This window comes from Arthrobacter sp. Bi83, assembly GCF_918698095.1.
Classification (GTDB): Bacteria; Actinomycetota; Actinomycetes; order Actinomycetales; family Micrococcaceae; genus Arthrobacter.
Genome location: NZ_CAKKLY010000048.1, coordinates 1 through 26321 on the forward strand (window position 1 = coordinate 1; position 26321 = coordinate 26321).

The 26321-nt window shown below is 62.4% G+C and carries 30 protein-coding genes, 1 tRNA gene and 1 pseudogene; 18 read left to right on the forward strand and 14 right to left on the reverse strand.

Annotated elements, in window-relative coordinates; all coding sequences use genetic code 11:
* From LQ144_RS18430 to LQ144_RS18440, 3 genes and pseudogenes are all read left to right on the forward strand, one after another.
* A pseudogene (locus LQ144_RS18430) lies at positions 1-140 on the forward strand (4-hydroxybenzoate 3-monooxygenase); the annotation flags it as partial.
* An 81-nt stretch (positions 141-221) separates the two neighbouring features.
* On the forward strand, positions 222-1226 hold the full coding sequence (locus LQ144_RS18435; RefSeq protein ID WP_230120159.1) for an aldo/keto reductase: 1005 nt from the start codon (positions 222-224) through the stop codon (positions 1224-1226).
* A 4-nt stretch (positions 1227-1230) separates the two neighbouring features.
* The gene (locus LQ144_RS18440; protein WP_230120160.1) at positions 1231-2010 is read left to right on the forward strand and encodes a hypothetical protein; all 780 of its coding nucleotides are present in this window, start codon (positions 1231-1233) and stop codon (positions 2008-2010) included.
* Between the two features lie 9 nt (positions 2011-2019).
* On the opposite strand, the gene LQ144_RS18445 is transcribed toward LQ144_RS18440, so the two are convergent.
* Genes LQ144_RS18445 through LQ144_RS18475 form a run of 7 tightly spaced genes read right to left on the reverse strand, consistent with a single transcriptional unit; the run spans position 2020 to position 7911 of the window.
* Entirely contained in the window at positions 2020-2970 is a 951-nt protein-coding gene (locus LQ144_RS18445) for a Gfo/Idh/MocA family oxidoreductase (RefSeq protein WP_230120161.1), read from the reverse strand.
* Complete coding sequence (locus tag LQ144_RS18450) at positions 2967-3815, reverse strand: class III extradiol dioxygenase subunit beta (RefSeq protein WP_230120162.1); 849 nt, start codon at positions 3813-3815, stop codon at positions 2967-2969. The genes LQ144_RS18445 and LQ144_RS18450 overlap by 4 nt, the downstream gene beginning before the upstream one ends.
* Positions 3815-4216, reverse strand: a complete 402-nt coding sequence (gene ligA, locus LQ144_RS18455) for a protocatechuate 4,5-dioxygenase subunit alpha (RefSeq protein WP_230120163.1) — start codon at positions 4214-4216, stop codon at positions 3815-3817. Before ligA ends, LQ144_RS18450 begins: the two co-directional genes overlap by 1 nt.
* Positions 4216-5109 carry an amidohydrolase family protein gene (locus LQ144_RS18460; protein ID WP_230120164.1) on the reverse strand — a complete coding sequence of 298 codons (894 nt, stop codon included), beginning with the start codon at positions 5107-5109 and terminating at the stop codon, positions 4216-4218. Before LQ144_RS18460 ends, ligA begins: the two co-directional genes overlap by 1 nt.
* On the reverse strand, positions 5109-6125 hold the full coding sequence (locus LQ144_RS18465) for an amidohydrolase family protein (RefSeq protein WP_230120165.1): 1017 nt from the start codon (positions 6123-6125) through the stop codon (positions 5109-5111). The genes LQ144_RS18460 and LQ144_RS18465 overlap by 1 nt, the downstream gene beginning before the upstream one ends.
* On the reverse strand, positions 6122-7234 hold the full coding sequence (locus LQ144_RS18470) for a 4-oxalomesaconate tautomerase (RefSeq protein WP_230120166.1): 1113 nt from the start codon (positions 7232-7234) through the stop codon (positions 6122-6124). Before LQ144_RS18470 ends, LQ144_RS18465 begins: the two co-directional genes overlap by 4 nt.
* Positions 7231-7911 (reverse strand): 4-carboxy-4-hydroxy-2-oxoadipate aldolase/oxaloacetate decarboxylase, encoded by a 681-nt coding sequence (locus tag LQ144_RS18475; protein ID WP_230120167.1) that lies wholly within the window; start codon positions 7909-7911, stop codon positions 7231-7233. Before LQ144_RS18475 ends, LQ144_RS18470 begins: the two co-directional genes overlap by 4 nt.
* Positions 7912-8019: 108 nt before the next feature.
* Between LQ144_RS18475 and LQ144_RS18480 the strand changes: the two genes are divergently transcribed.
* The 5 genes from LQ144_RS18480 (at position 8020) to LQ144_RS18500 (ending at position 13439) form a co-directional block, all read left to right on the forward strand.
* Complete coding sequence (locus LQ144_RS18480; protein ID WP_230120168.1) at positions 8020-8577, forward strand: hypothetical protein; 558 nt, start codon at positions 8020-8022, stop codon at positions 8575-8577.
* Positions 8578-9158: 581 nt separating this feature from the next.
* The gene (locus LQ144_RS18485; protein WP_230120169.1) at positions 9159-9986 is read left to right on the forward strand and encodes a TIGR02391 family protein; all 828 of its coding nucleotides are present in this window, start codon (positions 9159-9161) and stop codon (positions 9984-9986) included.
* Positions 9987-9992: 6 nt separating this feature from the next.
* The gene (locus tag LQ144_RS18490; RefSeq protein ID WP_230120170.1) at positions 9993-11264 is read left to right on the forward strand and encodes a hypothetical protein; all 1272 of its coding nucleotides are present in this window, start codon (positions 9993-9995) and stop codon (positions 11262-11264) included.
* Between the two features lie 1152 nt (positions 11265-12416).
* Positions 12417-12839: a hypothetical protein gene (locus LQ144_RS18495; protein WP_230120171.1), complete on the forward strand. Its 423-nt coding sequence runs from the start codon at positions 12417-12419 to the stop codon at positions 12837-12839.
* A gap of 198 nt (positions 12840-13037) precedes the next feature.
* Positions 13038-13439 (forward strand): hypothetical protein, encoded by a 402-nt coding sequence (locus LQ144_RS18500; RefSeq protein WP_230120172.1) that lies wholly within the window; start codon positions 13038-13040, stop codon positions 13437-13439.
* A 16-nt stretch (positions 13440-13455) separates the two neighbouring features.
* On the opposite strand, the gene LQ144_RS18505 is transcribed toward LQ144_RS18500, so the two are convergent.
* From LQ144_RS18505 to LQ144_RS18520, 5 genes are all read right to left on the reverse strand, one after another.
* Positions 13456-13857, reverse strand: coding sequence for a hypothetical protein (locus tag LQ144_RS18505; protein ID WP_230120173.1), 402 nt, complete (start codon positions 13855-13857; stop codon positions 13456-13458).
* Between the two features lie 657 nt (positions 13858-14514).
* Positions 14515-14745 carry a hypothetical protein gene (locus LQ144_RS18510; protein ID WP_230120174.1) on the reverse strand — a complete coding sequence of 77 codons (231 nt, stop codon included), beginning with the start codon at positions 14743-14745 and terminating at the stop codon, positions 14515-14517.
* Positions 14746-15289: 544 nt separating this feature from the next.
* Positions 15290-15778, reverse strand: a complete 489-nt coding sequence (locus LQ144_RS18515) for a recombinase family protein (RefSeq protein ID WP_230120175.1) — start codon at positions 15776-15778, stop codon at positions 15290-15292.
* A 362-nt stretch (positions 15779-16140) separates the two neighbouring features.
* Positions 16141-16773, reverse strand: a complete 633-nt coding sequence (locus tag LQ144_RS23180; RefSeq protein ID WP_354962171.1) for a helix-turn-helix domain-containing protein — start codon at positions 16771-16773, stop codon at positions 16141-16143.
* Between the two features lie 246 nt (positions 16774-17019).
* Positions 17020-17223, reverse strand: coding sequence for a helix-turn-helix domain-containing protein (locus tag LQ144_RS18520; protein ID WP_230120176.1), 204 nt, complete (start codon positions 17221-17223; stop codon positions 17020-17022).
* Positions 17224-17319: 96 nt separating this feature from the next.
* Here LQ144_RS18520 and LQ144_RS18525 point away from each other — a divergent pair, with 96 nt between their 5' ends.
* Together LQ144_RS18525 and LQ144_RS18530 are read left to right on the forward strand one after the other, a co-directional pair.
* Entirely contained in the window at positions 17320-17856 is a 537-nt protein-coding gene (locus LQ144_RS18525) for a helix-turn-helix transcriptional regulator (RefSeq protein WP_230120177.1), read from the forward strand.
* Complete coding sequence (locus tag LQ144_RS18530; protein ID WP_230120178.1) at positions 17843-18976, forward strand: tyrosine-type recombinase/integrase; 1134 nt, start codon at positions 17843-17845, stop codon at positions 18974-18976. The genes LQ144_RS18525 and LQ144_RS18530 overlap by 14 nt, the downstream gene beginning before the upstream one ends.
* A gap of 62 nt (positions 18977-19038) precedes the next feature.
* Here LQ144_RS18530 and LQ144_RS18535 read toward each other — a convergent pair.
* Positions 19039-19128, reverse strand: a tRNA-Ser gene (locus LQ144_RS18535).
* A 127-nt stretch (positions 19129-19255) separates the two neighbouring features.
* Here LQ144_RS18535 and LQ144_RS18540 point away from each other — a divergent pair.
* Genes LQ144_RS18540 through LQ144_RS18555 form a run of 4 tightly spaced genes read left to right on the forward strand, consistent with a single transcriptional unit; the run spans position 19256 to position 23073 of the window.
* On the forward strand, positions 19256-20275 hold the full coding sequence (locus tag LQ144_RS18540; RefSeq protein ID WP_230120179.1) for a zinc-binding alcohol dehydrogenase: 1020 nt from the start codon (positions 19256-19258) through the stop codon (positions 20273-20275).
* Positions 20276-20278: 3 nt separating this feature from the next.
* Entirely contained in the window at positions 20279-20677 is a 399-nt protein-coding gene (locus tag LQ144_RS18545; RefSeq protein ID WP_230120180.1) for a 6-carboxytetrahydropterin synthase, read from the forward strand.
* Between the two features lie 7 nt (positions 20678-20684).
* Positions 20685-21818, forward strand: coding sequence for a glycosyltransferase family 4 protein (locus LQ144_RS18550; protein WP_230120181.1), 1134 nt, complete (start codon positions 20685-20687; stop codon positions 21816-21818).
* A 4-nt stretch (positions 21819-21822) separates the two neighbouring features.
* Entirely contained in the window at positions 21823-23073 is a 1251-nt protein-coding gene (locus tag LQ144_RS18555; protein ID WP_230120182.1) for a crosslink repair DNA glycosylase YcaQ family protein, read from the forward strand.
* A 3-nt stretch (positions 23074-23076) separates the two neighbouring features.
* Here LQ144_RS18555 and LQ144_RS18560 read toward each other — a convergent pair whose 3' ends face one another.
* Entirely contained in the window at positions 23077-23646 is a 570-nt protein-coding gene (locus tag LQ144_RS18560) for a nucleoside deaminase (protein ID WP_230120183.1), read from the reverse strand.
* A 59-nt stretch (positions 23647-23705) separates the two neighbouring features.
* Here LQ144_RS18560 and LQ144_RS18565 point away from each other — a divergent pair, with 59 nt between their 5' ends.
* Genes LQ144_RS18565 through LQ144_RS18580 form a run of 4 tightly spaced genes read left to right on the forward strand, consistent with a single transcriptional unit; the run spans position 23706 to position 26312 of the window.
* Entirely contained in the window at positions 23706-24512 is an 807-nt protein-coding gene (locus LQ144_RS18565; RefSeq protein WP_230120184.1) for a phosphatase PAP2 family protein, read from the forward strand.
* A gap of 12 nt (positions 24513-24524) precedes the next feature.
* Positions 24525-25160 carry a uracil phosphoribosyltransferase gene (gene upp / locus LQ144_RS18570; protein ID WP_230120185.1) on the forward strand — a complete coding sequence of 212 codons (636 nt, stop codon included), beginning with the start codon at positions 24525-24527 and terminating at the stop codon, positions 25158-25160.
* Between the two features lie 58 nt (positions 25161-25218).
* Positions 25219-25614, forward strand: a complete 396-nt coding sequence (locus LQ144_RS18575; protein ID WP_230120186.1) for a VOC family protein — start codon at positions 25219-25221, stop codon at positions 25612-25614.
* 14 nt (positions 25615-25628) lie between these two features.
* Complete coding sequence (locus LQ144_RS18580) at positions 25629-26312, forward strand: HAD-IA family hydrolase (RefSeq protein WP_230120187.1); 684 nt, start codon at positions 25629-25631, stop codon at positions 26310-26312.
* Positions 26313-26321 lie beyond the last annotated feature (9 nt).

The window sequence follows — 26321 nt, forward strand, 5'->3', positions numbered from 1 at the left end:
CCACCATGCTCCACACCCCCGCCGGCGCGGACGACTTCTCCCGCGCCCGCCAGCTCGGCGAGCTCAACTCTGTGGTCTCCTCCACCCACGGCATGGCCTACCTCGCCGAGGCCTACACCGGCTGGCCCGGCGACCGGTAGGCGGGGAAACAAAATCGATGCCCTGTCCTCGTCTATGCAGGGCTTTCCACCTGATTCGACCTCAAACGGAAGTGTGTTCCTGTGCAATACATCAGGCTTCGTGACCTCACCGTCTCCGCGCTAGGGCTCGGCTGCATGGGTATGTCCCATATCTATACGGGCCATAAGCAGGCTGACAAAGAGTCTATCCGTACTATTCATCGTGCCCTGGAACTGGGTGTGACCCACTTTGACAGTGCTGAGCTCTACGGGCCTTTCAAGAATGAAGTACTTCTGGGGACGGCTTTGAAGGGCCGTCGTGACCAGGTCGTTGTTACTTCGAAGTTCGGTCTGGTCTCGCATGTGGGGAATGCCGGGCCTTTGGATAGTTCGGCAGCAAACATCCGGGCGGCGGTGGAGGGCTCCCTCACCCGCCTTGATACCGACTACATTGACCTCTATTACCAGCACCGGGTCGACAAGTCCGTGCCTATCGAAGACGTCATCGGTACGCTGAAAGAACTCGTTACCGAGGGCAAGATCCGTCATATTGGCCTCTCTGAAGCGGGCCCGGACACTATCCGCCGGGCGAACGCGGTTCACCCGATCACTGCTCTTCAGTCTGAATACTCACTATGGACCCGTGACGGTGACGACGGAACCCTGGACCTGCTGAAAGAGCTCGGCATCGGTTTTGTGCCGTACTCACCGCTTGGCCGTGGCCTCCTCACCGGAAAAATCAGGTCCCTTGACCAGCTGGATAAGGATGACTGGCGCCTAAGCAACCCCCGTTTCATGGACGGTGCACTGGAGAAGAACCTCCTTGTGCTGGAAGAGGTGGAAGCTGTTGCTAAAGAAGCAGGAGCCACTCTTTCGCAGGTCGCGTTGGCTTGGCTGCTTAGTAAAGGTGATGACTGGTCGCCGATTCCTGGCACCATCCGCATCTCCCACCTCGAAGAGGATCTGCTCGCTGTGGACGTGAAACTCACCCCAGAACACATCGCGGCCCTCGATAACGTTACGCAGCCCGTGGGTGAGCACCATACTGCCGCCCAGATGAAACTTTTTGACCGGGAGAATACGATCAAAGACCAACGCGGGGATTAGGCTCATGACCGCGAATCCCAAGATCACTATCATCGGTCAAAATGAGACTGGGTCCAAGGTTGCCGATGTGCTCACGAGGGCCGGTGCCAGTGTCATCAGGTTTGATCCCGCTTCGAAGTCTCCTGCGGGAAGCCTTGAGGACGCTGTGGTTGGTGCTGACGTGGTCCTCGCCGTGGGTTCTTCCTCGGGGCAGCCAAGAATCGCGGAACGTGTTGTTCCCCTGCTCGGGGAGGATGTGCTTTATGCAGATTTGAAGACGGGCACACCGGCAACGAAAAGGCAGCTCGCGGCACTCTTCCCGGATGGTTCCTTCGTGGATGTGACCATCGTCCAGCAGGACCCCGTCCCGGTCGAGGGGCTGGTTATGGAGGTCGCCGGTACCGGAGCCCGACGGCTGATAGAGCTGCTCAAACCCTGCGGGCTGACCCTCCGGTATGTTTCAGAAGTTCCGGGCGAAGCAACGGCGCGCCATCTCATCCGCAGTCTGCTGACCAAGGGGATTGCCGGGGCTGTCATCGACTGTCTTTGGGCGGCCGAAAGCATAGGCATGCAGAGTTGGGCCTACCAGGAAATTCTGGAGAAGTTCGAAGCCAGCTCAGCGGAAACGGCCCAGCAGTACATGTCTGGTACTGCTCAGCACATCAAGCGTCGGCAAATTGAAATCATGGATGTGGTGGCGATGCTCAACGAGACCGGGTATGAGAGCACCATGCTTCCCGGGATCGAGTTCAACTACGGGCGCATCCTGCACGGAAAGAAGATTCCGTACAGTAAGCGCCCGTAGTCCGGCCTTCTAGTACTCGAGTTGCTGTTGCAGGGCGTCGAGCACCACATAGCAGGGAAGAACCTGGGCCACGCTGGAGTTGGGCTCACGCTTTTCCTTGATGGCGTCCACGAACTCGCGATCCTGCAGTTCGATGCCGTTCATCGATGCCGCCACCTTGGAGACGTCGATGGGGTTTTCCTTGCCGTCGACGAGGTCGTCGTACCGGGCGATGTACGTGTCGGTGTCGCCGATGTAGCGGAAGAAGGTCCCGATGGGGCCGTCGTTGTTGAAGGAGAGTGAGAGCGTGCAAATCTTGCCGTTCTCGCTCTGAAGCTGGATGGACATGTCCATGGCTATGCCAAGTTCGGGGTGCTTGGGTCCCTGGACGGCGTTGGCCTTCACAATCTTTTCGCCGGTCTGGTACTGGAACAGGTCGACCGTGTGGGCGGCATGGTGCCACAGCAGGTGATCGGTCCAGGAGCGGGGCTGGCCGAGGGCGTTGGTGTTAGTCCGGCGGAAAAAGTAGGTCTGCACATCCATCTGCTGGATGGAGAACTCACCCGCGCTGATCCTGTTGTGCACGTACTGGTGCGACGGGTTGAAACGCCGGGTGTGGCCGGCCATCGCAATGAGGCCCGTTTCCTTCTGGGCGTCCACGATCTCCTGTACGCTCGCCAGTGAGTCTGCCATGGGGATTTCCACCATGACATTTTTGCCGGCGCGCAGGGCTTCCAGGGTCTGGGCGCGATGCATCTGGGTTGGGGTAGCGAGGATGACCCCGTCAAGGTCATCCTGCTCCAGTAGTTCGGAGTAGCTGGTGAAGGCGGCTTTCGCTCCGTACTTGACGGCGACCTCCTTCGCGATGTCCATCTTGCTGTGGGCAACGTACTGAATTTTGGCGTCAGAGATATGGCTGATGGCGTCGAGGTGCTTGTGGCCGAAGGCGCCCAAGCCTACGACAGCGATATTTACGGTCATGCTTCTTCCTTCGGAGTGAGGATCAGGTGTCCAACAGAGGTGTTGGAAGCAGGTACGTGGTTGAACCGGTAGACCTCGTCGACTTTGTCGCCGAGGGCTCCGCGCATGATGAGCCACATGATGAGCTCAACGCCTTCAGAGCCGGCCTCCCTCATGTATTCGAGGTGGGGCTTGTATTGAAGTACTTCGGGCTCGTTGATGAGGTCGTCCATAAACTTCTGGTCCCAGGGCAAATTGATAAGACCTGCGCGAGCACCCTGGATCTGATGGCTCATGCCTCCGGTTCCCCAGATCTGAACATTGAGGTCTTCGTCGAACTCCGCCACCGCCCTTCTGATGGCCTTGCCGATCGAAAGGCAACGTTCGCCGGAGGGCTGGGGGTACATCACGACATTTACGGCCAGAGGAATAACTTTGGCCGGCCATTTGTCCGGGGTGCCGAACATGAGCGACATGGGCACCGTCAACCCGTGGTCCACCTCGAGGACGTTCAACACAGTCAGGTCGAAGTCATCAAGGATGAGGGAAGCAGCCAAGTGGGTTGCCAGCTCCGGGGCGCCTTCTACCGGGGGGACCGGCCGCGGCCCGTATCCTTCATCGCAGATCTCGAAGGACTCGGCCACTCCCACGGCGAACGTGGGCATGATTTCCATACCGAAGTAGGAGGCGTGGTCGTTGTAGACGATGATCGCCACGTCCGGATTGTTGGTTTTGATCCAGTTCTTTGAGAACTCATAGCCCTCGAACATGGGCCTCCAGTAGTCCTCTTCGGTGCGGCCCATATCGATAGCTGCCCCTACTGCGGGCACGTGGCTGGTCGCGATTCCGGCGGTGATTTTTGCCATTACGCTTCGCCTCTTTCTTTCTTGGAGCGCCAGCCATCAATGTGCCGGCCACCGCTTTTCATCATCGCCTGGTACTGCTCGACATTCATGTCGGTCATGGTGCTCACCGCCTGGACGTACGACAGTCCTTCTGCCGCGAAGATTTTGGACAGGAAGTAGACGTTGCCGCCGTTGTCGAGCATCTTCTGGAAGTCACGGGTGAGGACAGCCTCTTTTTGCTCCTCCGTCATCTCCCACTCATCCAGATAGGAGCGCTCATCGGCGAGGAACCTCTTGCGGTTCTCCTCCTGACGAAGGCTCATGCAAAATTCGTTGAAGTGGAAACCTTCACGGGCTTTTTCAATGGTGAAGATGGTCGTGCCGGGAAGGTCCTTGAACTGCTCAAAATCGGGCTTCATCATCAGCTCCAATACATGTTGTTGGGGTTGGCTACGAGCAATTTCTCCTGCAAGGCCGGGCTCATTGCTATCGACGGGACATAGTCCACGAGGATTCCGTCGTCGGGCATCTCTTGTTTCATGTTCGGATGCGGCCAGTCGGTCCCCCACAGAACCCGGTCGGGGAACTCCTCCACCACGGCCCTGGCAAAGGGCACCACATCGGCGTAGGCCGGGGCGCCGCTGACCGTGATGCGGTCCGGGCAGCTGACCTTCGAGTACACGTTGGGGTTCTCCTGCATGAAGCGCAGGAACTCCGCAAACTCCGGTCCGTCCACAGGTTTGGTGACGTCGGGCCGGCCCATGTGGTCAATGACAATAGGAATGTTCAGGGACGTGAAGAAGTCCCACTTCTCCCGCAGATCGGCGGGTTCGAAGTAGAGAACAACATGCCATCCCAGGGGACGGATTTTCTCGATGATTTCGCGGTAGTACTCGTCCGGTTTCGGATCAACCAGACGCTTGACGTAATTGAACCGGACCCCCCGCACGCCGAGTTCATGCATCCGGGCCAGCTCCGTGGGCGTTACATGGGGCTTGACGGTGACCACGCCGCGGGCTTTGTCGTTCGAGTGCTCCAGGACGTCCAGGAGAGCCGAGTTGTCCGAACCGTGGCAGGTGGCCTGAACAACCACGTTCTTTTCAAAGCCGAGAAAGTCCCGCAGCGCGAACAGCTGATTCCTGCTGGCATCACAAGGCGTGTACTTGCGTTCGGGGGCAAAAGGGAAGAGGCTGCCGGGGCCAAAAACATGGCAGTGCGCGTCGACGGCCCCGGCTGGAACCCGGAACGTGGGCTTACTCGGGTTGGGGTGCCAGTCGAGCCAGTCTGCGTCTTTCGCAAAGGTGAGGATGTTCATCAGACCAAGGCCTCCAGTTTTTGTTTGAGCCGGGGAAAGACCGCCTGGGCGTTGGTAGCGAAGATTCGTTCGCGCTCCTGGTCGGAGATGTCAGCGGCGTCGATGTAGCGCCTCGTGTCGTCAAAGTACTCGCCGGTCTGAGGATCGATGCCGCGGACGGCGCCGATCATTTCAGAACCAAACAGGATGTTTTTGTTGTCAATGACGTCAAGGAGCAGGTCGATTCCCGGCTGGTGGTAAACGCAGGTATCAAAGAAGACGTTGTTCATCAGATGCGTACCCAGGTCGGGTTGCTTGAGCATGTCCGCGAGGCCGCGATACCGACCCCAGTGGTAGGGAACAGCGCCACCGCCGTGGGGGATGATGAACCGCAAGGTCGGGAAGTCAGCGAACAGGTTTCCCTGCAGAAGCTGCATAAATGCGGTGGTGTCCGCGTTCATGTAGTGCGCGCCAGTCGCATGGAAGTTGGGGTTGCACGACGCCGAGACGTGAATCATAGCGGGAACGTCGAGCTCCACCATTTTCTCGTAAAGGGGGTACCAGTACTTGTCGGTCAGGGGCAGCGAGTCCCACTGCCCGCCGCTGGGGTCGGGATTAAGGTTGCAGCCGATGAAGCCAAGTTCAGTGACGCATCGTTCGAGTTCCTTGATCGATTCTGTCAGGTCAGCCCCGGGGGACTGCGGGAGCTGGCCGACCCCCACGAACGTTCCAGGAAAGAGATCTACGACGCGTTTGATCAGGTTGTTGCACGCGATGGTCCATTCCAGGCTGATGCGTTGGTCACCTTCATGGTGACCCATGGCGGATGCCCGTGGAGAAAAGATCGTGAGGTCGATACCGCGATCCTTGATGAGGCGCAGCTGGTTCGATTCAATGGACCGACGAATGATTTCGTTGGAGATCTTGGGGTAGGCGGGGCTGGGCTGACCGACCCTAAATGCCGCCAGCTGGTCAATCCGCCACTGATTGTGGAGCTCGGGAGCGGTTGTGTAGTGGCCATGGCAATCGAGGATCATGAGTTCTCCCAAGATGATTGAGGGACGAAAATTGAGCCCGACATCAGCATTCGAGCGGTGCGAAGCAAGGCGGACTTGGTCACGACGGGCTCGCCCGATGACGTGTCAACGTCCATTTGGACTGTGAAAAAGCCGGAGGGATGCTCGACTTCAACCTCGACGCCAGAACCGGAGTTGCTGTCGTGTGGAACCGGGTCACCGGTCCGGGCGGCGACGCTGCCTTCGAGCATGCAGGCGGTGGCGACCGAAACGGCACCCAGCACACCAATGGATTCATGCACCCGGTGGGGGATGAACGTGCGGGTGCTGACGAAACCGCCTCTCTTGGCGGGAGCCAGCAGGCTCATCTTGGGAACGGTCTTGCTGGTGACATCGCCTAGATTCATCAAGCGCCCCACGTCCAGCCGAATCTCCTCCAGCCGGGCCCTAAGCACCGGATTCGCTTCGAGTTCGGCCGGTGTTTCATAGCCCGTGATGCCAAAATCGGAGGCCTTGAGGCAAACCACCGGCATGCCGTTGTCGATGCAGGTCACCTCTACGCCTTTGACCACGTCCACCACGTTGCCGGTGGGCAGAAGCGACCCACAGCTTGAGCCGGCGACATCTTCAAAGTTGATGGTGATCGGTGCATGCGTTCCGGGAACGCCGTCAATGCGGGCGGAACCAGCGTAGTTCACCACTCCGTCCGGGGTCTCCACGAAGGCGGCGGCTTTCGAATCGGTGTTCACCATGTAGATGGAGACCGCCGTGATGCCATCAGCGGCAGGAAGAAGACCCTTTTCAAGGGCGAACGGACCGACGCCGGCCAGGATGTTGCCGCAGTTCTGTTGGTCGCTGACCTCGGCGCGCTCCGGCCAGACCTGCAAAAACAGATAGTCCACGTCGATTCCCGGGCGGTTTGACCGGCTTATGACGGCCACTTTGGAGGTGAGCGGGTGACCGCCGCCCATACCGTCGATTTCGCGTTTATCCGGCGAGCCCATTGCTGCCAGCAGGAAAGCGTCACGTGTACCGCGGTCATCAGGCAGATCCTCGGCCAGGAAATAGAGCCCTTTTGAGGTTCCACCACGCATCACCGTGCAGGGCACAGCCACCTGCGTATTGGTCATTTCGCGTAGTCCTCGTAGACCAGACCCTTGGTGGCGAGCTTGTCGCGCATGTTGTAAATGTCCAGGCCCAGCTCACCTGATCGAAGACGTGCACGCTTGGCGGCCTCGTTCGCTTCACGCTCACGGCCCTTAGCCAGGACGGTTGCCGCCTCCTCGCGTCGAACAACGCAGACACCATCGATGTCGGCCACGATTACGTCACCGGGGCGAATAAGCTGGTTGGCGATCACGATGGGAACCTGTACATTGCCGACGGTCTCTTTCACCGTTCCCTGAGCACCGATCGCCTTGGACCACACCGGGAAGCTCATTTCCGTCAGCGTGTCCACATCGCGAACACCGGCATCAATGACAAGGCCACGCACACCGTGCGCCAAGAGGCTTTCGGCGAGCAGGTCGCCCAAATATCCATCGTCACATGGGCTGGTGGGCGTCACGACTAGAATGTCTCCCGCCTGGGCCTGCTCAACAGCAACATGGATGGACCAGTTGTCCCCGGGAGCCACCTCACAGGTGAGCGCGTTCCCTGCGATCCTTGCCGGGAAGATGGGCCGAAGGCGGATATCGAGCAGGCCAGTCCGGCCTTGGGATTCATGAACTGTGGCGACACCCAGCTCAGCAAGCCCATCAACGACGTCAAGGGCGGTGCGGGGGGTACCTCGAACTACTCGTGCCATGATTCTCCTTTGAATACCGTGCAATGCCTTTTGGTACAGAGAACGTCATGTCACAGGCCCTTCCAATAAACATTCCGCTGAACGGAAGCAATCGCTAACGCGAATTTCATGAACGGATCCCTCATGGGGGCGAGCATCCCAATGGCGTACAGGCTGGATCTTGATCCTGCGGACCCGCGCAGCACGTCCGGCGGCCCGATTCGGGCTGTCAGCGAAGAGTGGGGCGCAACGATGGTGGCACTGAGCGCTGCTGACCTTCGCGAGCCCGACCTGACGGGGAGCCTTGACCTATCGAAATGCAGGATCAGACACAGCAATCGTGTCGTCGCAACATACCTGGCAGCCAGATACGAACGAGATTTCCCGAACGAGCTCAAGACGCTCCTGCTCATGGTTGAAGGCGATTTGAACACCCTCCGCGAGTTCCTGCCGCTCACGGCCACCGGGCATGAACAGGCCACATTCCGAGCGCGAACCGTGACGGTGTACCACTCACTCTCGGCCCTGCGGCAGGTGGAGCAGCCTTTCCCCGTGCTAGATACGGCTGGGATGCGTGGACTAAGGACTCTACTGTCTGATCCGCCGACCATGCGGCTGATGTGCCGGGAAGCGGGGTTGGTGCGAAACAGGTGCGTCCACTACGAGATGAACGACCCCGCCATTTAACTTGACCCTAGCCTTCCCATGAGTGGCGTAGTTGAAGCCGTCTACCCCGGCAACACCTGGGAGCGGATCGACGAGGATGTCTCAAACGTCATGGAACGATTCGCAGACCACCTCGCCACGTGGAAACCCTGATCTCTGGAGCGAGGTGCCGGGGCTGGTGATAGAGCACGAGATGCAGTAATCATCATTCAACACGAAATGACGTCCGTTGCCGGCTGCATGGACGGACTTACGGACACCGCAGGAATCACATCCCAGCTTGATGAGCCGCCGTCCTTCAGCCCCTTTTCAACAGGGAGAACATCAAAACGACTAGTGCAACTTCCGCTGTGAAATGCATCGCTGTTGCAGACCTCCACAACCAACGTTGCTCGAGTATCGCGTTCAGGGGCCTCCAGTTCGTACGAATTGGCGCAGATCCGGCAGACTTGTCGCAAAGTGGCCGACCCACGGCGATTGACGCCGTCGGATGCGAACGCCACGAGTAGGTCAGGGGAGACATGGACGTCCGGACGAATAGCGAGTACTTAGACTTCCTGGCGGAGCGCCTCGAGGAGTTTTCGAGGGCGTTCGAAGAATTCATGACGCACCATGTCGAGAACTCCGGGTTCGGGGCTATGGCCTTGGGGGTGGCTCCTGCTGTCCTGCGGAAGGATGGCGCTGACAAGGCGCGTGTCCGAGTTCTCACTGATGAGCTGAACCGCCTCGCCGGAGCGCTCATGGATCTCAGCGGCGTCACGGACGTCCGACTCGCAGTCCAGGGATTCGGGGCGCTGGACCCCTTCGTGAACTGGCAGCGGATGCTTGAGCCGAAGCCGCTGCTCGACGCCCCTGTCGTCCGAGGCTGCTGTCTCCAGGCGGCAGGCCGACTGGAGGGTCTCAAGGCGAAGGCCAAGGCGCTAACGTCGCCGACGATAGAACCCTCGCTCCTGCATCCTCTGGTGTGGGCCGCGGCCCAGCGTCTCTGGAACGATGGCCATCTCCGTCAAGCAGTTGCGGCCTCCGCGGAAGCCGTCAGCGGCCAAATGAAGCAGCTCACCAGCCGGAACAACGCGAGCGACACTTCTCTGTGGCAGCAGGCGTTCGCTACCTCTGACCCTCAGGAGGGTAAGCCCAGGCTGCGCTGGCCAGGCGACTCGGACGACCAGGACGTCAAAACGATGCAGTCCGGCCTTCTGAGCTTCGCCCCCGGAGTCAACATGGTGATCCGGAACCCAGCGACGCACGTCGCAGAGGACTTTACCGAACAAGACGGCCTCGAACAGCTAGCGACGCTGAGCGTTCTTGCCAAGTTCGTGGACCGGTGTGTCGTTGTGTCCGTCGAAGGCGTGACCACACCTGAGGCCGAGCCGGTGTGGCCAGAGCCTGCAGGCGAACCCAGCCAGGTTTTGACCAGGGAAAACGGCTAGATCGGTATGGTTGCAAAAGAAGGCCTGTCTGTCTCCGCGCGATTGATGCTGAAGAAGACGAAACGGCGCTACATGGAGTCACGGGACTTCAACGGGCTGCATATCAGCACCACCCGGAATTCACGCGACGAGATCGAGGCAGCGGTCGAGCTGGCAAACGCCGACCTGATCGAAGTAGTTGGCCCGAGTGACTACATGAACATTCACATCCGCCCTTGGCCTTCGCGCAGGACCGTCGCCGAGCAGATCGAAGAACTTCGAGCACTCTCCGATGACGATTACGGTGTCTGCCTCTACCCAAAGGCGAAGGCACTGAGGAGGATGAAGTTGCCCGAGAAGTTCGACGACGCCCCCTTTGCCAGGGCAATGGCGCGCGGCCGGTCCACGCTGGAACTCGCGTTCTTCAGCTCGGACGTTCTCGAGGGCTACCGCAACGACGCCCGCTACAGGTTCGGAATGAGCGACTTCGGCATCAACTTCGGGCTGTCCGACGAGGCGTACGACGACAAAGACCAGCCAAAGAAGGACAGAGTCGGGCTTATGCACCTCGGCTTCGCCTACGACATGCGCCATTACGACCCGGAGCTCCCGGAATCGCCGATCGTCCGACGCGTCGCGGCCTTTTACGGTGATTTGGACGACCTGACCCCTGAGCACCAGCAGCGTTGGGCGAGTTTTCAGGTTGACGCGGAAGGGATCGTCCCTCACCCCGTCTGGTACGCCTCGCAAATGGGCCGCTGGCCGGATGGCATGGGACCCTTCACCCGGCTCGCGCAGGAGCTCAAAGCCATCAGCGACCTATTCGAGAACGTATGGGGTGCGCGACTCTTCCGGTCGCACGAACTGCCCGACGACTTTGGGTGGATCCTCCGGGCGGACCAGCGGGAATGGGACCACTTCATTCACTCGTTCGACAAGCTCCTGTCGGACAACATCGACGGCGCTGCACTCGACAAGGCCACGGTTCCACGGATAAACGAGCGAAACGACCGTCTAGGCACCCTTGGCCGGCTTGAGCTTTTCATGACGATGAACCATGTGAAGGCAGATCGTGCTAAGTGGGCGTTGAAACCCTTGCGCCAAGTCCGCGCGGCGCGGCAGAAGCCCGCCCACGCCCTGCGCACCAACTTGACGGACCGCACCTTCATCCGCAAACAACGGGACCTGCTCCACGACGTCGATGAAGTCCTGATCAACATTCGCCAGTGGCTATCGAGCCACCCGCAGAACCGAGGTTGGGAAGAGCCATGGCCCGACGCCAAGGACTATCCGCTCTGAACAAGGGCCGCGTGCACTCTAGCCGCTCTGGGAGTCGAAGACATGATCGACGACTTAGTAAACCATCTGGTGCGTCCGCTAAGAATTTATCGTTCTGTGCGGCATCTCAAACCCGTCGATCGTTCCACACCGAACTGGTGCCCGCACGTCGTCGAACAGGCCCGGATCCGCGCGGGCTGTAGCACCCAGGCATCCGAAAATAGGGAAGGCTTATCCCAGGTTCCTGATCCGCAAATTCTGCAATTGGATCACTTCTACTTTACAAAACGTCCATTTTGAGCCTCGTCGGAGGCGCGGTGGCAGCCAAGAAGCAATCGCGCGGAAGTAAGTCCAAAGAACCTACCTCGGCATCTGATCCGCGGCCCGCTGGTAATCCATCGGGTCAAGGAGGAGAGTTCCCCGCCGTGAACGACGCACTCCGCGCGGCTCAGAAACCCCATCGCCTGGTGCCTGCATAGTGCGTCGATGCCATCCGCGGAGCCCACCACTAGTAGTCCTACGGGCTGACCTCGGCGCACGAGGTGCTGAAAGGCGGCCACCAGCACTGGTACTCCTCCGGGAAGCGGCGCGGCGACGCCACGGAGGATGAGGAAACCGGTTTCCTGTAGCGTGAGGGGTGTGCCGCCGACCTGATCTGCGGTGAGTTCGTACAAGGGCCAGCCGGCGGCATCAACGGCCTGACGAGCCATCTCCATGACCTCGTCGCTGGCAGTCGCGTTCCCGCACTGTGCCAGAGTTAGCAGCGCGGGCGCCCCCGGGCCATCGGCTAGAGACTCAGTGAGCTCCTCGCCCCACTCCGCTAAGTTCATGCTCATCACCCTAATCGATTCGACCCGAGCGGCAGCGAGCACAATTTTTCCTCGCTGTACGAAGTAGCCGCACACCAGGCCCCCAGCCCGAGAAACGCTGAGCAGAGAAGGTGCAGCAGGCGCATGTGAACCTCGCCAAAGCCACCCTTCAGGGGGCTGACGAGGTCGGAGGATCGGCGCTTTTCACCCCTTTAGGTTTGGGTTAGGGTCGCGTATCGAGGCACCCTTCGTGGACGAGGAGGAAATGGCAATGGCCCCACCTGCAGGACCCTCTGACGAGAAAGACGACGGGCAACTTGTGCCTGATTATTAGGCGGAGACCATCGCCGCCCTGTTCCGCGCCTTGGAGAGCGTCGAGGCGGACGTTTCACCCCAGCTTGTCCGGTCGGTGCAGGCGACGATCAACGCGGTCAAGCGTGTCGGACGTGAGTTCGGGTTTCTGACGGCGAGTGAAGTCCGGGACGTCCTCGGCCCCGGGAATGAGGCGGACGCGCTTGATTTCTCGTTGCGGTACCGAGGCCAGGAGTTGTACCCCGGATTCGTTGTTGAGCCGTCATGCGGCGGTGCCGGGTCGATGAGGGTTCGCCCGCTCATGCAGGATTTGAAGACGATCGCGGACGAGTACAGCTGGGACGGTGCTGACGTTGTCCTGTGGATGACATCTCCGACGACATGGTTCGCGGACGGGGGCCGCCCCGTCGACCATCTTGACCAACCAGCCCGTGTCCTCGCGGCCTTCGAAGACGAAGCCGGAGCCCAGTGGTGAACGCAGCGCACAGGCCGGAAACACCCGGGAACTGCAACCCGAAGGCGGATATGCACCTGCACTTCTACTCCGAATCCCTCGACATGAATTTTCCGGTCTCCCGGCTCGACTGGTCCGAGTGGTACGCGGCTTTGTCGGCCGCCTCCCCGCATCTGGAACGCGAGGACCTGCTGGCTACCCTGCTCAAGGAGGCTTCATATGGAGACCCAGTGCCCGGACGACCCCTCGTACGACATGCCCTGGTACGAAAGAGAGAACTACATCGCCCAGGCGGTCATCACCGCCGGCTGGGCAGCTCCGAACCGCCAGCCGGCACCCGGACCCGACCCGGGGAACGAGCCGGCAGGGGAGCAACTTTATTTCCGTTCCCGGTCCGGGGACGTGGAGTACCCAGTGAGCGAGCTCGACTGGAGCGGCTGGTACACGACAGTAACAAGCGCGAACCCGCAATTGGACGACCTGCATCTGCTCGGAGAGCTCATCCATGCCGCCTCCTATGTCACACAGAAGGCAGGCATTCCCGAACCTGAACAGCACCGTACCTCGCTCACTCGATCGTTACCGCCGGATGGGTGCCGAGGGCCTTCAGGAAGGAGCTGACGCAAACGGGTCGCCGTTACATGGTCTCCAGATCCCGGGCACGGATCCAGATGCCTAGGCGGGAGAACTCAACTGGGGTGCCGGACTTAATTCTGGCCAGCCACCGCTCTGTGGCGTTCGGCAGGGTCGTGACAGCCCACTCTTCCGCCAGGGGATTCGGTTGTGTCCAGGGAGGTTTGGGGATTCCGAGCCGTTCGCATTCGCGGCCGATGACCGCGGCCAGCAGCGTGTCCCACCGTAGGGATCCGGTGGAGCCCGGAGGTATCAGGAAATCCGCATGATTCGACGGTGATGTCTGACGGAAGTCAGTGATGGCGGTGACCAGGACCCGGAAGGCGAAATCAAGGTCTCCGCGCTCCAACTCACACCGGATGATCGCGGTGGCTCTTCTCGAGCTCAGACGGTGTTCGTCCTTCATAGCCGTGAGCACACGATAGCCAAGGCAGACCGGACTCCGCATTTGCGGTTGCAGCGGTTACCGCCGCGGGCTGCCGGGTTAGGTGCCGACTTTGCGTCAGCATCCTGAGGCGCCGAAGCTTGGAACGGCCGATCTTAACCTTTTAAGGAGTGTTCAGAGTCACGAACCGCTCTGGAGTTCAGTATGCGGCGAATCAGACACGAGGGTGCCGCCAGGGGGACCCGTGCGGGAGTGTCGGGGCCGCCAGCAGTTAGCGACTGGAGCTGAGCGTTCACCGGCGATGACGGTGGGAAATCCGCTGGCCCCGGAGATGCGGATTGCGGCAGTCGGAGAAATACGGCTGCCAGGGTGCCTGTCGGGTGTTCAACCGCATCGGCCACAGGTGCGGCGCATTAGGGCGTCGGCGAAGGTTGGCTTTGCGGGTTGCGTATCAATTGGGCGTTTTGGTGCAGCCCATCGGCGTCCTTATGGCGGTTGAGTGTTTGTGGTCTCGGTTCCCGATGTCGGAGGTTGTGCGTGGATAGGCCCCAGGTCATCTGTCGTACCGCCGGCGAGGTTGTTCACGTAGCGTTCATAATCTGCGTCGACGGTGGCCCGGATGCGAAGGACGTCGTCCCTGGTCAGGAATGGCTTTTTCTCCATTGCGCCTTCCCCGCTTTAGGCGAATCCGCCTTGTTCGAGCGCGCCCAAGGTGTCCAGGAGGGGGCCGGCGCCATCGAGGGCGAGAACGTCAACGGGCCGTGCCCCTCCAAGGAATGGCTCGGACCCCTGAAGCCAAAGTAGTGCAGCCTCCGGAGTCATCTGGCTGAGCATACGGTTCACCAGCGGCCGGTCATCGCGGCCGAGGGCCGTCTTGACGATGACTTTGACTTCTTCCATGGCGGTCATAGCGGCCAGCCTAGACCGTGATTGCCGCTTCAATAAGTGGCTCTGCCAGGGTGACTTACGCCAGGTCCTTGCCCACGTCACTTGGCGTTCTCCGACTTCGTGAATGTCCGGAGAAGCGGAGGGTCCTCCAACGAAGGGGAACCGAGAAATCGGCGGTGATACCACTGCTGCGGATTCGGCCGCCCGTCGCGCGTTTCGCCACCCCTCCTGCAGAAAGCTGCCATGACAAACCCGTTGTGGTGTCGGCGCCGGACTCCGATCGGCATGGCGGAGAAGGCCGGCGACGCCTAGTATGTGTTGCAGAGGGGCCGACCGGCGCTAACCAATCGACCCCTCGGATGTGGCAGCGTCGTCAACGCCAGTAGCGCTCAACAGCAGCGAGCACTAAGGGCGTCAGGGCCGAGATAAGCAACGCAGTGGTTCCAATCCAGCGGCGGCCTTTCTCGGCCCTTCCCACAACTATCGAATTCGCCGCCGCGTTGAGGTTGGCATCAACTGCCCGGGCAGAAAGTCGCGGCGGTGGGGGTGCGAAATCAGCAAGGACTCACCGCTCTGAACTTGCCGCCGCCGGTTCAAAGGCCGGACGGGCAGGTTTGGGTTCGATGTACATACAGCGGGCTGTCCTTGATCCCAAAACTGTCTGAATCGTTCCCGTACTCCAAGCCTTGCCGCCTCGCGACGTCGGGATGCCGTCCTGGGTCAATTGGCCGGCGATGGCGGCAATGGTCATGCCGTCTTGGCGCATTTTCACGATGCGCTGGATTATCTGGACATCCAGCGCGCGCGGGCGACCAACATGTTTCGTTTTTGCTACTTCGTCAAGCACTTTTCTCATCCTTTGGCTGGTCTCGCTGGGCTTTTCAGCCTTAGCTGTGACGTCCGATTGAACCAGTCCTTGGGAATGTCCGGCCGCCAGTACCTGTGTGAGAAGGTCGTGGTGCTCAACCGCAAATTTCAGCTGGCCAACGGACATCTCGAGTTTGGAACGAACATCCTGTGGCAACGTGACCATGCCTGATTCAACGTCTGACAAAAGGGTCCTCAATATGGAGATAGGGTCCTTCTCACGCCGTTGGCCGTGGCCGCTAGTTCGGGAGCGTCGCTCCGGAGGGTTTGCATTTGGCAACTTTGGTTCTCTCTGTCGTGGGCGTATCGGATCAAGAAAATCCGCGAAAACACGGGATATTTGGGCAGTTACCGACGATAAGAGAGATTATCGTCGGTAACGCGAAAACGGTGCGATAGGTCGAATTTACATATGCCGAAGAGCCCCTTTAGTACATGTCCGGGGAGCCCAGCTCTCGTACGTAGTCGTTGCTCCGTCGCGGTCTCCCCCATGCTCGGATGAAAGAGTGCGTCATCCATAAGTGGGCGAATGGCATCGTTTATAACGGGCTAGGGGAGTGCTCCTAACCTGCGCGCTTGTCTCGCGAGTTGACGCTGCGCAAGAAACGATGCGCCAGCAACGGCAGCGTCGGGGCCGAAGCCGAGACAATCAGCGCAAGTGCCGGATGGGTCGATGACGGAGGCTGGGCGGGATCGCTCGCAAACGGCGCAGAGGTTTTCTTTTGGGTTTCTAGTTTTAACTCCCACTGTGGCACCCCTTTTGGGACCCCCCAAAGGCGACTTTTGGGACCCGCCAGTTTGGGACCCCCCAATTTGAGACCTCTCAATTGGGGACCCCTCAAGCTGGGGGGCCTCAGATCGGGACTCCTCAGCGTGGGGAGGCGAGGTTTTTTGACTCATGGTTAGCCGGTATACCTTTGGTCGATTTCCAGCACGGAATTTGAGCGCAGCTTCCTGGTTTCCGTACTCCATGAGGCCGATAGCGGCGAGGTGCTTGATATGGCGTCGCACCGAAGTTTCCCCGAAGCCCGTGTCCATCACCAGAGTTGCAATGCTCGGGTAGATGTTGTTGCCGTCCTTGTCGGCGTAGTTAGCCAAGGCTGTGAGCATCCAGCGATGGCTGGGGTCTAGCTCAAAACGCTTTCCCATGTCCCGGGCCCAGGCTTGGGCCTCCCAGCTCATTTCTGGGCCATCCCGAGGAAGAAATTGCCGTGCACGGCAGGCAATGTTTGGTGACTGTTCGCCTTCGGATCGAACGCGATTGACAACGATTTCTTACTCGACTCGAGAACGGCAATGCTAGGCTCAGGCATGAGGTCCCTTGGATCTTGATCGGCTATTGGGCGCTTCCGGCGGATTGTTTGGCGACGACTCCGGGGGCGCCCTTTCTTTGCCTGCAGGCTGCAGGCTGCAGGACTGGGCTGGCGGCTAGGCACTTGGGAGAGCTTGGCCGGTCTGCGAGCGAGTCTGTTCGTCGAGCCAGGCTTCCACGTCGCTGGCTCGGTACCGAACTCCGCCGCCAATCTTCACGAACTTGGGGCCGATGCCCTTGTAGCGCCACTGCGCTAGGGCGGGTGCAGTCTTGTGAAGTTTTGTTCCGAGCTCTGCTGCGGTAAGCAGTTCTGATTCCATGGCCCGACTTTCTCTTATTCAGCGGTTTTCACGTCGTATTAGGGACGATAGTTTCTTATCGCGCGTGTTGTCAAAATGGCGTGTATCGTTTCTTATATGGCGGAATATAAACAGCGTGTTCGAGGGCACGACATGGGCCCAACCGGTGAAGCCGTAGCTCGGAATCTCAAGCGTTTACGCGGCAGTCTGACGCTTCGGGAACTTCAGCGGAAGCTCAGAGATGTTGGGCATGAAATCTCCGCGAGCGGCCTTCAAAAAATCGAAGCTGGTGCGAGGCGCGTCGATGTAGACGACCTAATGGCTCTGGCAATTGCCTTAGGTGTCAATCCAAACGCGGTCCTATTGCCTTGGTCTTCGGATGAACCACTCGAAGTAACCGGCGCCAAGGTCGGAGACCTGGTTTTGATGTGGGACTGGGCCGAAGGCGAATCCCCGATCGAGGGCAACCGTCAAGGCCTCGACCCGAACTACGACCGCAAAATCCGCCCCGCGGGTGTTGGGTCGCGGGTGCCCTCGAGCGACGCACCAATCAGCGACGAATTCAACTTGCGTTTGGCTGCGATCGGGGAAGACATAAAGGCCCTTATGGAGCAGGTAGGTATTGAAGGACGCTCCGCCGATGGCAACGATTGAGCCCTATCACACCACGGCGGGCCGGCGCTATCAGGTCCGGTATCGCAAGCCGGACCGGACCCAGACGAAGAAGCGGGGATTCCGTACCAAGCGAGACGCGGAGTTGTTCCTGGCGAGCGTGGAGGTCTCCAAGGCCCGCGGGGAGTTCATCGATGCTATGGCAGCCAAGGCACTCATTGGGCCGCTGGGAGCCGCGTGGCTGGCCCGTCAGACCCATCTGAAGCCATCCGCGTACCGGCCGCTAGAATCCGCTTGGAGAATCCACGTCCTGCCCGCATGGGGGAGTGTCGCCGTGGCCGATGTCCGGAAGACCGCTGTTCAGCAGTGGGTGTCCGAAATGACGCTCGGGGATCCGGGCGCGACGCCGGCGCGGAAGCCCAAAGGGGCCACTCTGGTAATCCGGGCCTACGGCGTGCTGGCATCTATCCTGGATGATGCCGTGAGCGATCGACGGACTCTCAGCAACCCCGCCCGGGGCGTGTCCCTACCCCGCAAGGTGAAAAAGCCTCACGTCTACCTCACCCATGAGCAGGTGCATGCACTGGCTGCTGCGAGCAAGTATCCGGGTTTGGTCCTCGTGCTCGCGTACTGCGGCATCCGGTGGGGTGAGGCAACGGCTCTGAGGGTCAAGCACCTGGATATGCTGCGCCGCCGGCTGATGATCGAGGAAAACGCCGTTCAGGTTGGCTCCGTGATCGAATTGGGCACCCCGAAAAACCACAAGAAGCGTACTGTGCCCTTCCCGCGATTCCTGGGGGAGCACCTGGCACGGCAATGTGAAGGCAAGGCGCGCGACGATCTGGTGTTCCCCGGCGAGAACGGGCACCACTTACGGCTGGCCAGAGTGCATGAGGACAACATGAGCTGGTTTGGCAGCGCAGTAAAGCGGACAGGTATTCCCCGAATCACACCTCACGACCTCCGGCACTCGGCCGCGAGCTTCGCCGTGTCGGCCGGCGCGAACGTGAAAGTGGTCCAAAAAATGCTCGGCCACAGCTCGGCAGCCATGACGCTGGACACGTACGCGGATCTGTTTGACGGGGATCTGGACTCAGTTTCGGACGCTCTAGATCACGCCGTCTCTCTGGCGAATGTGCCCAAAATGTGCCCACCCGCCTAATTCCGGGCAAAGCAAAAGGCCCTGCTTCCCTTGTAAACAAAGGGAAGCAGGGCCTTTCTTATTGGCGGTGACGGTGGGATTTGAACCCACGTTGGCTTTGACACCAAACAACATTTCGAGTGTTGCACCTTCGGCCGCTCGGACACGTCACCAACCTGTATAGGGTACCGGAGCAAGGCCTCCATCCCCAAAACGGCACTCTGCAGCGGTCTGCCAGGCGGGCCACGCCGGGCCTCCTCTTCCCCGGAAACGCGGCCGGGCACTAGATTCATAAGCAAGATGACTACTTCCCAGCAGACCGCACAAGCGACCTCATATTGGACCACCGGCCCGGACCAGGGCGAGCTCCGCACCGAGGAGCTTCGCCGTCCTGGCCCCGATGAGGCTATGGTCCGAACCCTGTATTCGGGCATCAGCAAGGGCACCGAACTCGTGGTGCACCGTGCCGCTGTTCCGCCCTGTGTGGCGGAGCAGATGCGCGCCCCGTACCAGGAGGGTTCCTTCCCCTCGCCGGTGAAGTTCGGCTACCTCTCCGTGGGAGTCGTGGAGGAGGGCCCGGAGAGCTGGGTCGGGCAGGCGGTGTTCTGCCTCCACCCGCACCAGGACCGGTACGTTGTTCCGGTTTCCGCGCTGACCCGTGTTCCCGACGCCGTCCCTCCCCGCCGGGCGGTGCTCACCGGCACCGTGGAAACCGCCGTCAACGCGCTGTGGGAGGCCGGGCCGAGGCTGGGCGACCGCATCGCGGTGATCGGCGCGGGACTGGTGGGGGGCATGGTGGCCACGCTGCTCCGCACGTTCCCCTTGGCGAGGCTCCAGCTTGTGGACCTGGACCCGGCGCGCAAGGAGCTCGCCGATGCCCTGGGCGTGGACTTTGCCCACCCCGACGACGCCCTGCCGGACTGCGACATCGTCTTCCACTGCTCGGCCTCGGAGGGCGGCCTGGAACGCAGCCTCAAGCTCGTGGGCGACGAAGGCGAGATCATCGAGATGTCCTGGTACGCGGACCGCAAAGTCACCCTCCCACTGGGGGAGGACTTCCACGCCCGCCGGCTGTCCATCCGCGCGAGCCAGGTGGGAGCCGTTGCGCGGGCCCGCCGCCACCGCCGCACCACCGCCGACCGGCTGGACCTTGCCGTGTCGCTGCTGGAGGACCCTGTCTTTGATGCCTTCCTGACCGGCGCCTCAGCATTCAGGGAGCTGCCCGAGGTCGTCCAGCGGCTCTCGGACGGCAGCCTGGATGCGCTGTGCCACGTCATTGACTACTCACGCAAGTACCCGTCAACCGAAACGAAGAGGTAACCAGTGTTCAGCCTGACCGTCCGACGCCATTTCATGATCGCCCACAGCCTTCCCCGGGAGGCGTTCGGGCCCGCCCAGGCCCTGCACGGGGCAACCTTCGTGGCGGAGGTGACCTTCCGTCGTCGTTCGCTCAACGACGACGCCATCGTCCTGGACATCGGCGCCGCGGGCGGGATCATCGAAGAGGTCCTCGCGGGGCTCAACTACCGCAACCTGGACGACCACCCGGACTTCGCCGGCAAACTGAGCACCACGGAGGCACTGGCCCAGTACATCGCCGAGGCCGTGGCGGATCAGCTGCGGGACGACACCGACGGCCGCGAGCTGTCCGGCCTGGACGTCACGCTGCGGGAAAACCCGGACGCCTGGGCCTCCTTCGCCCTCGACCTGTCCCGCGGCTAGCTGCACCATGCAACCCCGTCCGGCCGCCGTCCGGCTGCTCGTCCCCGGGAACATCCGCCACAATTCGGGCGGCAACGTCTATAACGCGGCACTGGCGCACGGACTCTCGCAGCTGGGCGTCAGCGTGGACGTGGAACCGGTGGGGGGCACCTGGCCGGTAGGCAGCAGTGAAGAACGACGGCGGCTGGCTGGCCTGCTGCGGTCCGGCACCGGTGACCCGGCCCGGGGATTATCGGCAGGGGGAACCGTGACGATCCTGGACGGGCTCGTCGCCTCCGGCGCCCCTGAAGCGCTGGAAGCGGCCGTCGCCGGCGGGCAACGCCCGTGGATCCTGCTGCACATGCCGCTGATCGACCATCCGGAACTGGAGATCCGCGCCCTCCGCGCTTCCGCCGGCGTGATCTGCACAAGCGGCTCTGCCGCGGCTGAGATCACCCGGCGTCACGGCGCCGCCCGCGTCCACGTGGCGCTGCCCGGAACCGAGAAAGCCGAGCCGGCCGCGGGTTCCGAGCCGCCGCACATTCTCTCCGTGGCCGCCTTGCTGCCGAACAAGGACCAGCTGCTCCTCCTCGGCGCCCTGGCCCAGGTGCAGGACCTGCCGTGGACGGCGGCGCTGGTCGGTTCTGATGAGGCGGACCCGGACTACGCGCGGGAAGTCAGGGCGGCGCTGGGCGGGTACGGGCTGGAGGGCCGCGTGCGGCTTGCCGGCGAACTGACGGGATCCGCGCTGGAAGAGCAGTGGCATGCGGCGGATCTAAGTCTGCTCGTGTCCAGGGTGGAGGCGTTCGGGATGGTGGTTACCGAGTCGCTCGCTCACGGCGTTCCCGTGGTGGTCCGCAGCGGCACGGGCGCCGTCGAAGCACTGAACCTGGGTGCCGTGAACCCGGATGCGCCGGAACGCGGCGGAATGCGGCTGCCGGGGGCCGCCGTCGTCCTCGACACAGACCCGGCACCACTCGAAGCGGTGCTGCGCAGCTGGCTCACCACGCCGGAGCTGCAAGCGCAGTGGCGCCAGGCGGCGCTCGCCGGACGGGACCGGCTTCCCGGCTGGCACGCGACCGCCCGGCACGTCCTGGAAATCATCGGCGGAACGGCTCCGGGGCCCGGCCATTCCTCGGACCGGCTTGCTAGTGGACAATGAGCGCATGACTATCCACGTCTCGCAGTCCGATGGCATCCGCACCGGGGAGGTCCAACCAGAGGCGCTCACTCCCGAACTGCTCCGGGCGTGGGCCTGGCACAAGCAGGGACTGGACGGCACGCTGGCCGGCTTCACCTCGGACGAGGTGTTCGCCCGGGCAGGCTGGGCACGCTCTGTGGGCGGCGCCAATCCCTACCTGACGCTCTTTGCGCGTGCCGGCATTCGCCGCGATCAGGTGGACCAGGACGTCCTGGACCTGCGGATCCACGAGCTGCCCACGGCCCGCGGCTGCACGTACGTCCTGGGCCGGGAGGACTTCGCGTGGGCCTTGAGCCTGGGCAAGAACGCGGAAGAGGCTTTCAGGGTGCTGGGCAGGCTGGGCGTGGACCGCGGCGAAATGACCCTGCTCGAAGAGCAGATCCTGCACGTGCTCTCCGAGGCTGCCGGGCCGATGGACCCCAAACAGCTCAAGGATGAGTTGGGCGAATCGGTCCGGAACCTCGGCGAGGAGGGCAAGAAAAAGGGCGCGGCCACCACCCTGCCCACGGCCTTGGGGCTGTTGCAGGCCGACGGCCGGGTGCGACGGGTCCCCATCAACGGACGCCTGGACCAGCAGCGCTACGCCTACACTCTTTGGGCCTTGCCGCCCAGCACCCTCGACCCCGAGGGCGCCCGCGCCGAGCTGATCCGCCGCTACCTGGGCTGGACCGGCGGGGCCACCCTCAAACAGTCCCAATGGTTCACCGGCTTCACCGTCGCCCAGAGCAAAGCCGCACTGGCCGCCGTCGGCGCCGTCGAGGTTCCCACCGCCGGCGGTGACGTGCTCTGGATGCTGCCCGACGACGTCGAACGCCTCGCCGGGTTCACGCCGCCGGACGAGGAGCAGATCCAGCTGTTGGCCGGAACCGATTCGCTGGTCCTGCAGCGGCGGAATTCCGGAGACCTGTTTGCCGAGGCGGACAAGGGCAGAAAGGTGCTCAACTCCACTCTGGCGATTCAGGCCGATCTGCCGGACCACCCCATTCTCGACCGCGGCCGGATCATCGGGCTGTGGCAGTACGACCCAGTAAAGGCGCGGATCGCGTTCTGGCTCTTTGACGGCCCCACGCCGGCCGTTGAACGGCGGATTGCCGAGGTCGAAGCCTGGATCCAGGAGGACCTGGGCGATTTCCGGTCCTTCAGCCTCGATTCGCCGGCGTCCCGGCAGGAGCGGATCGACGCCCTGGACGCCGCCAACGGCCGGGGCAAGCCGTAAGGGCTAGGGGCGTTCGATGCCCCGGGGTTCGGCTTTTCCGGGCTCCGTACTGACCCCGCCGTTCAGGGGCCCCGTCCTGCGGTGCGCGGCGAAGAAATCCCGCAGCACGGCGCCGCACTCCTCCTCCTGCACTCCCGCGTAGACCTCCACCCAGTGGTTAAGGCGGCGCTCGCGGAGGATGTCGAACACCGACCCCGCGGCCCCCGCCTTTTCATCCCATGCGCCGAAGACCACACGGTGGATCCGTGCCAGCACTATCGCCCCAGCGCACATGGCGCACGGTTCCAGCGTCACCACCAGGGTGCAGTCCTCGAGCCGCCAGCCGTCCCCGGGACCGCCGTGCTGCGCGGCCCGTTCGCGGAGCCGCGCGGCAGCCTCACGGATGGCCACGACCTCGGCGTGGGCCGTGGGGTCCCCGAGCGCCTCCCGTTCGTTGCGCCCCGAACCCAGCACCGCGCCGTCAGGCCCGATCACGACGGCGCCGATGGGCACATCCTCGGTGGCCAGAGCCCGCCGGGCTTCGTCGAGGGCGAGGCCCATCCATTCGAGGTGTTGCGGATCTGCCGGGGCCATGGGTCAATGATAGTTTCGAAGGGTACTTAGTTTCAGACAGCACCTTGCCGGGAGCGATGATGAAATCCGTGACTGACCGTTTCGGGCGGTGGCTTGGCCCCTACGCGGCACTGTGGATCACGCTCATCGTCGGCGGCATCCTGGTGATCACCCTAACGCTGCTCGGAGCCGAGGTGTACGACAGCGTGGTGGACCAGAAGGGTGTGTCCGGCCTGGATGAACCAGCCCTGGAGCTCGCCAAACAGTACCGGACTCCCTGGCTGGACAGCGCCGTCACGGCCTTCACCAACATCGGTGGCGGCATCGGCATGCCCATTTTGGCGAGCATCCTGGTGGCCTGGCTGATCTATGTCAGCCGCAGCTGGCGGCCCCTCATCCTCGTGGGCGGCGCCGCCGCTGTCTCGGTGACGGCAACCACCGTGGGCAAGACGCTCCTGGGCCGCACCCGCCCGGACCACATCGACGCCGTGCCGCCGTTCGAGTTTTCGCCCTCGTTCCCCAGCGGCCACACGCTCAACACCACGGTGGTGATCGGCGTGGTGGTGTACCTCGTGTGCCTGCAGGTCCGCACGAGGCGGCTCAGGGTGGCGGCCATCACCGCGGGGTCCGTGTTCATCATCGCCATGGGTTTCAGCCGGGTGTTCCTCGGCCATCACTGGATGACGGACGTGATGGCCGCATGGCTCCTCGGGCTGGCCTGGGTGGGCATGGTGATCCTGGCCCACCGGCTGTTCCACGTGATCCGCCGCAGGGAGCATGCGGGTCCGGCGCCCACCTTCGAACACCCCGCCCACCTGCCGGACAAGGAGCTTCCCGACGCCGGCGGAGGAGCCGGAAGCCGCGGCGGGAAGGCAGCCTCCGGGTGATAGTTTTGACCCATGCGCACACTCGTCGTGGACCATCCGCTGGTCGCCCACAAGCTCACCGTCCTGCGGGATAAGAACACCCCCTCGCCGGTTTTCCGCCAGCTCACCGAGGAACTCGTCACCCTCCTCGCCTACGAGGCAACCCGCGACGTCCGCACCGAGCCGGTCACGATCGAAACCCCGGTGTCCACGACCGTCGGCACCGCGTTCACCAAGCCGACGCCCCTGGTGGTCCCCATCCTCCGTGCCGGCCTGGGGATGCTCGAGGGCATGACCAAGCTGGTCCCGACGGCCGAGGTCGGTTTCCTGGGCATGGCCCGCGACGAGGAGACCCTTGACATCATCACCTACGCGGAGCGCCTCCCGGAGAACCTCACGGACCGGCAGATCTTTGTCCTGGACCCCATGCTCGCCACCGGCGGCACCCTGCGCGAGGCCATCAAATTCCTCTTCAAGCGCGGCGCCTCGGACGTCACCTGCATCTGCCTGCTGGCTGCGCCTGAGGGCCTGGCCAAACTTGAGGAAGAACTCTCCGACGCCGACGTGACCATCGTGCTGGCCTCGATCGACGAAAAACTGAACGAGAAGTCCTACATCGTGCCTGGCCTCGGCGACGCCGGGGACCGCCTGTACGGCATCGCCGGCTGAGAGGGGCCGGGCATCCCGGGTCTTCCGGATCCTTTCGTGCCGGGCTAGCCTGTGCACCATGGACTGGAAACTTGAACTTGTGTTCGTCCCCGTGTCCGATGTGGACCGCGCCAAGGACTTCTACGTCAACAAGGTCGGCTTTAACGCAGACTACGACGAGCGTCCCATGGACGGGATCCGCTTCGTCCAGCTGACCCCGCCCGGCTCCGGCTGCTCGATCGCCATCGGGGAGGGCCTCAACGATGCGCCGCCGGGCACGGCGCCGAGCCTCCAGCTCGTGGTCAGTGACATTCAGGCGGCTCACTCCCAGCTCAAGGCCAACGGCGTGGATGTGAGCGACGTGGACGTCCAGGACTGGGGACATTTCGTGTATTTTTCCGACCCTGACGGCAACAAATGGGCCGTGCAGTTCATCCCCGGCAGGGAAGCCGCCCCCGAGGCCGCCGGACAGTAGGGCAAAATGGGGGCATGACTTCCAGCACAACACCTGCTCCGGCCCGGACCCTCACGGCCCGTGCCGTCCTTTTCGATATGGACGGCACCCTGGTGGATTCCACCGCGGTGGTGGAACAGGTGTGGGGCGAGTTCGCCGCGCGCTATGGACTGGACATCGCCGAGATCCTGCGGACCTCCCACGGTGTCCAGGCCGGGGACACAGTGCGGCGTTTCGCTCCTGCTGGCGCGGACGTGGTGGCCCTTACCGAGGAACTCGGCGCAATGGAGCGGGTCCGGACCGAGGGCATTGTCGCCCTGCCCGGTGCCGCTGAGCTGCTGCGCACGCTGCCCGGGGACTCCGTGGCCCTCGTGACGTCCGCCGACCGCATCCTGGCGGACGTCCGCATGGGCGCCGCCGGCCTGGCGATGCCTGCCACGGCGGTGACCGCGGACCTGGTCACCCGGGGCAAGCCGCATCCGGAAGGCTACCTGCGGGCCGCCGAACTGCTGGGCGTGGAACCGTCGGAAGCTGTGGTCTTCGAGGACGCCCCTGCCGGCATCGCGGCAGGTCTGGCGGCCGGCATCCGCACGGTGGCGGTCGGCCCGAACACCGGTGTAGTACCCGACGGCGTGCTGCATATCCCCGACTACTCTGCGGTCACCGCTTCGGTGGGGTCCGGCACGGACGGCCGACCGGTCATCTCCTTCCGGCTCTGACGCACGCCC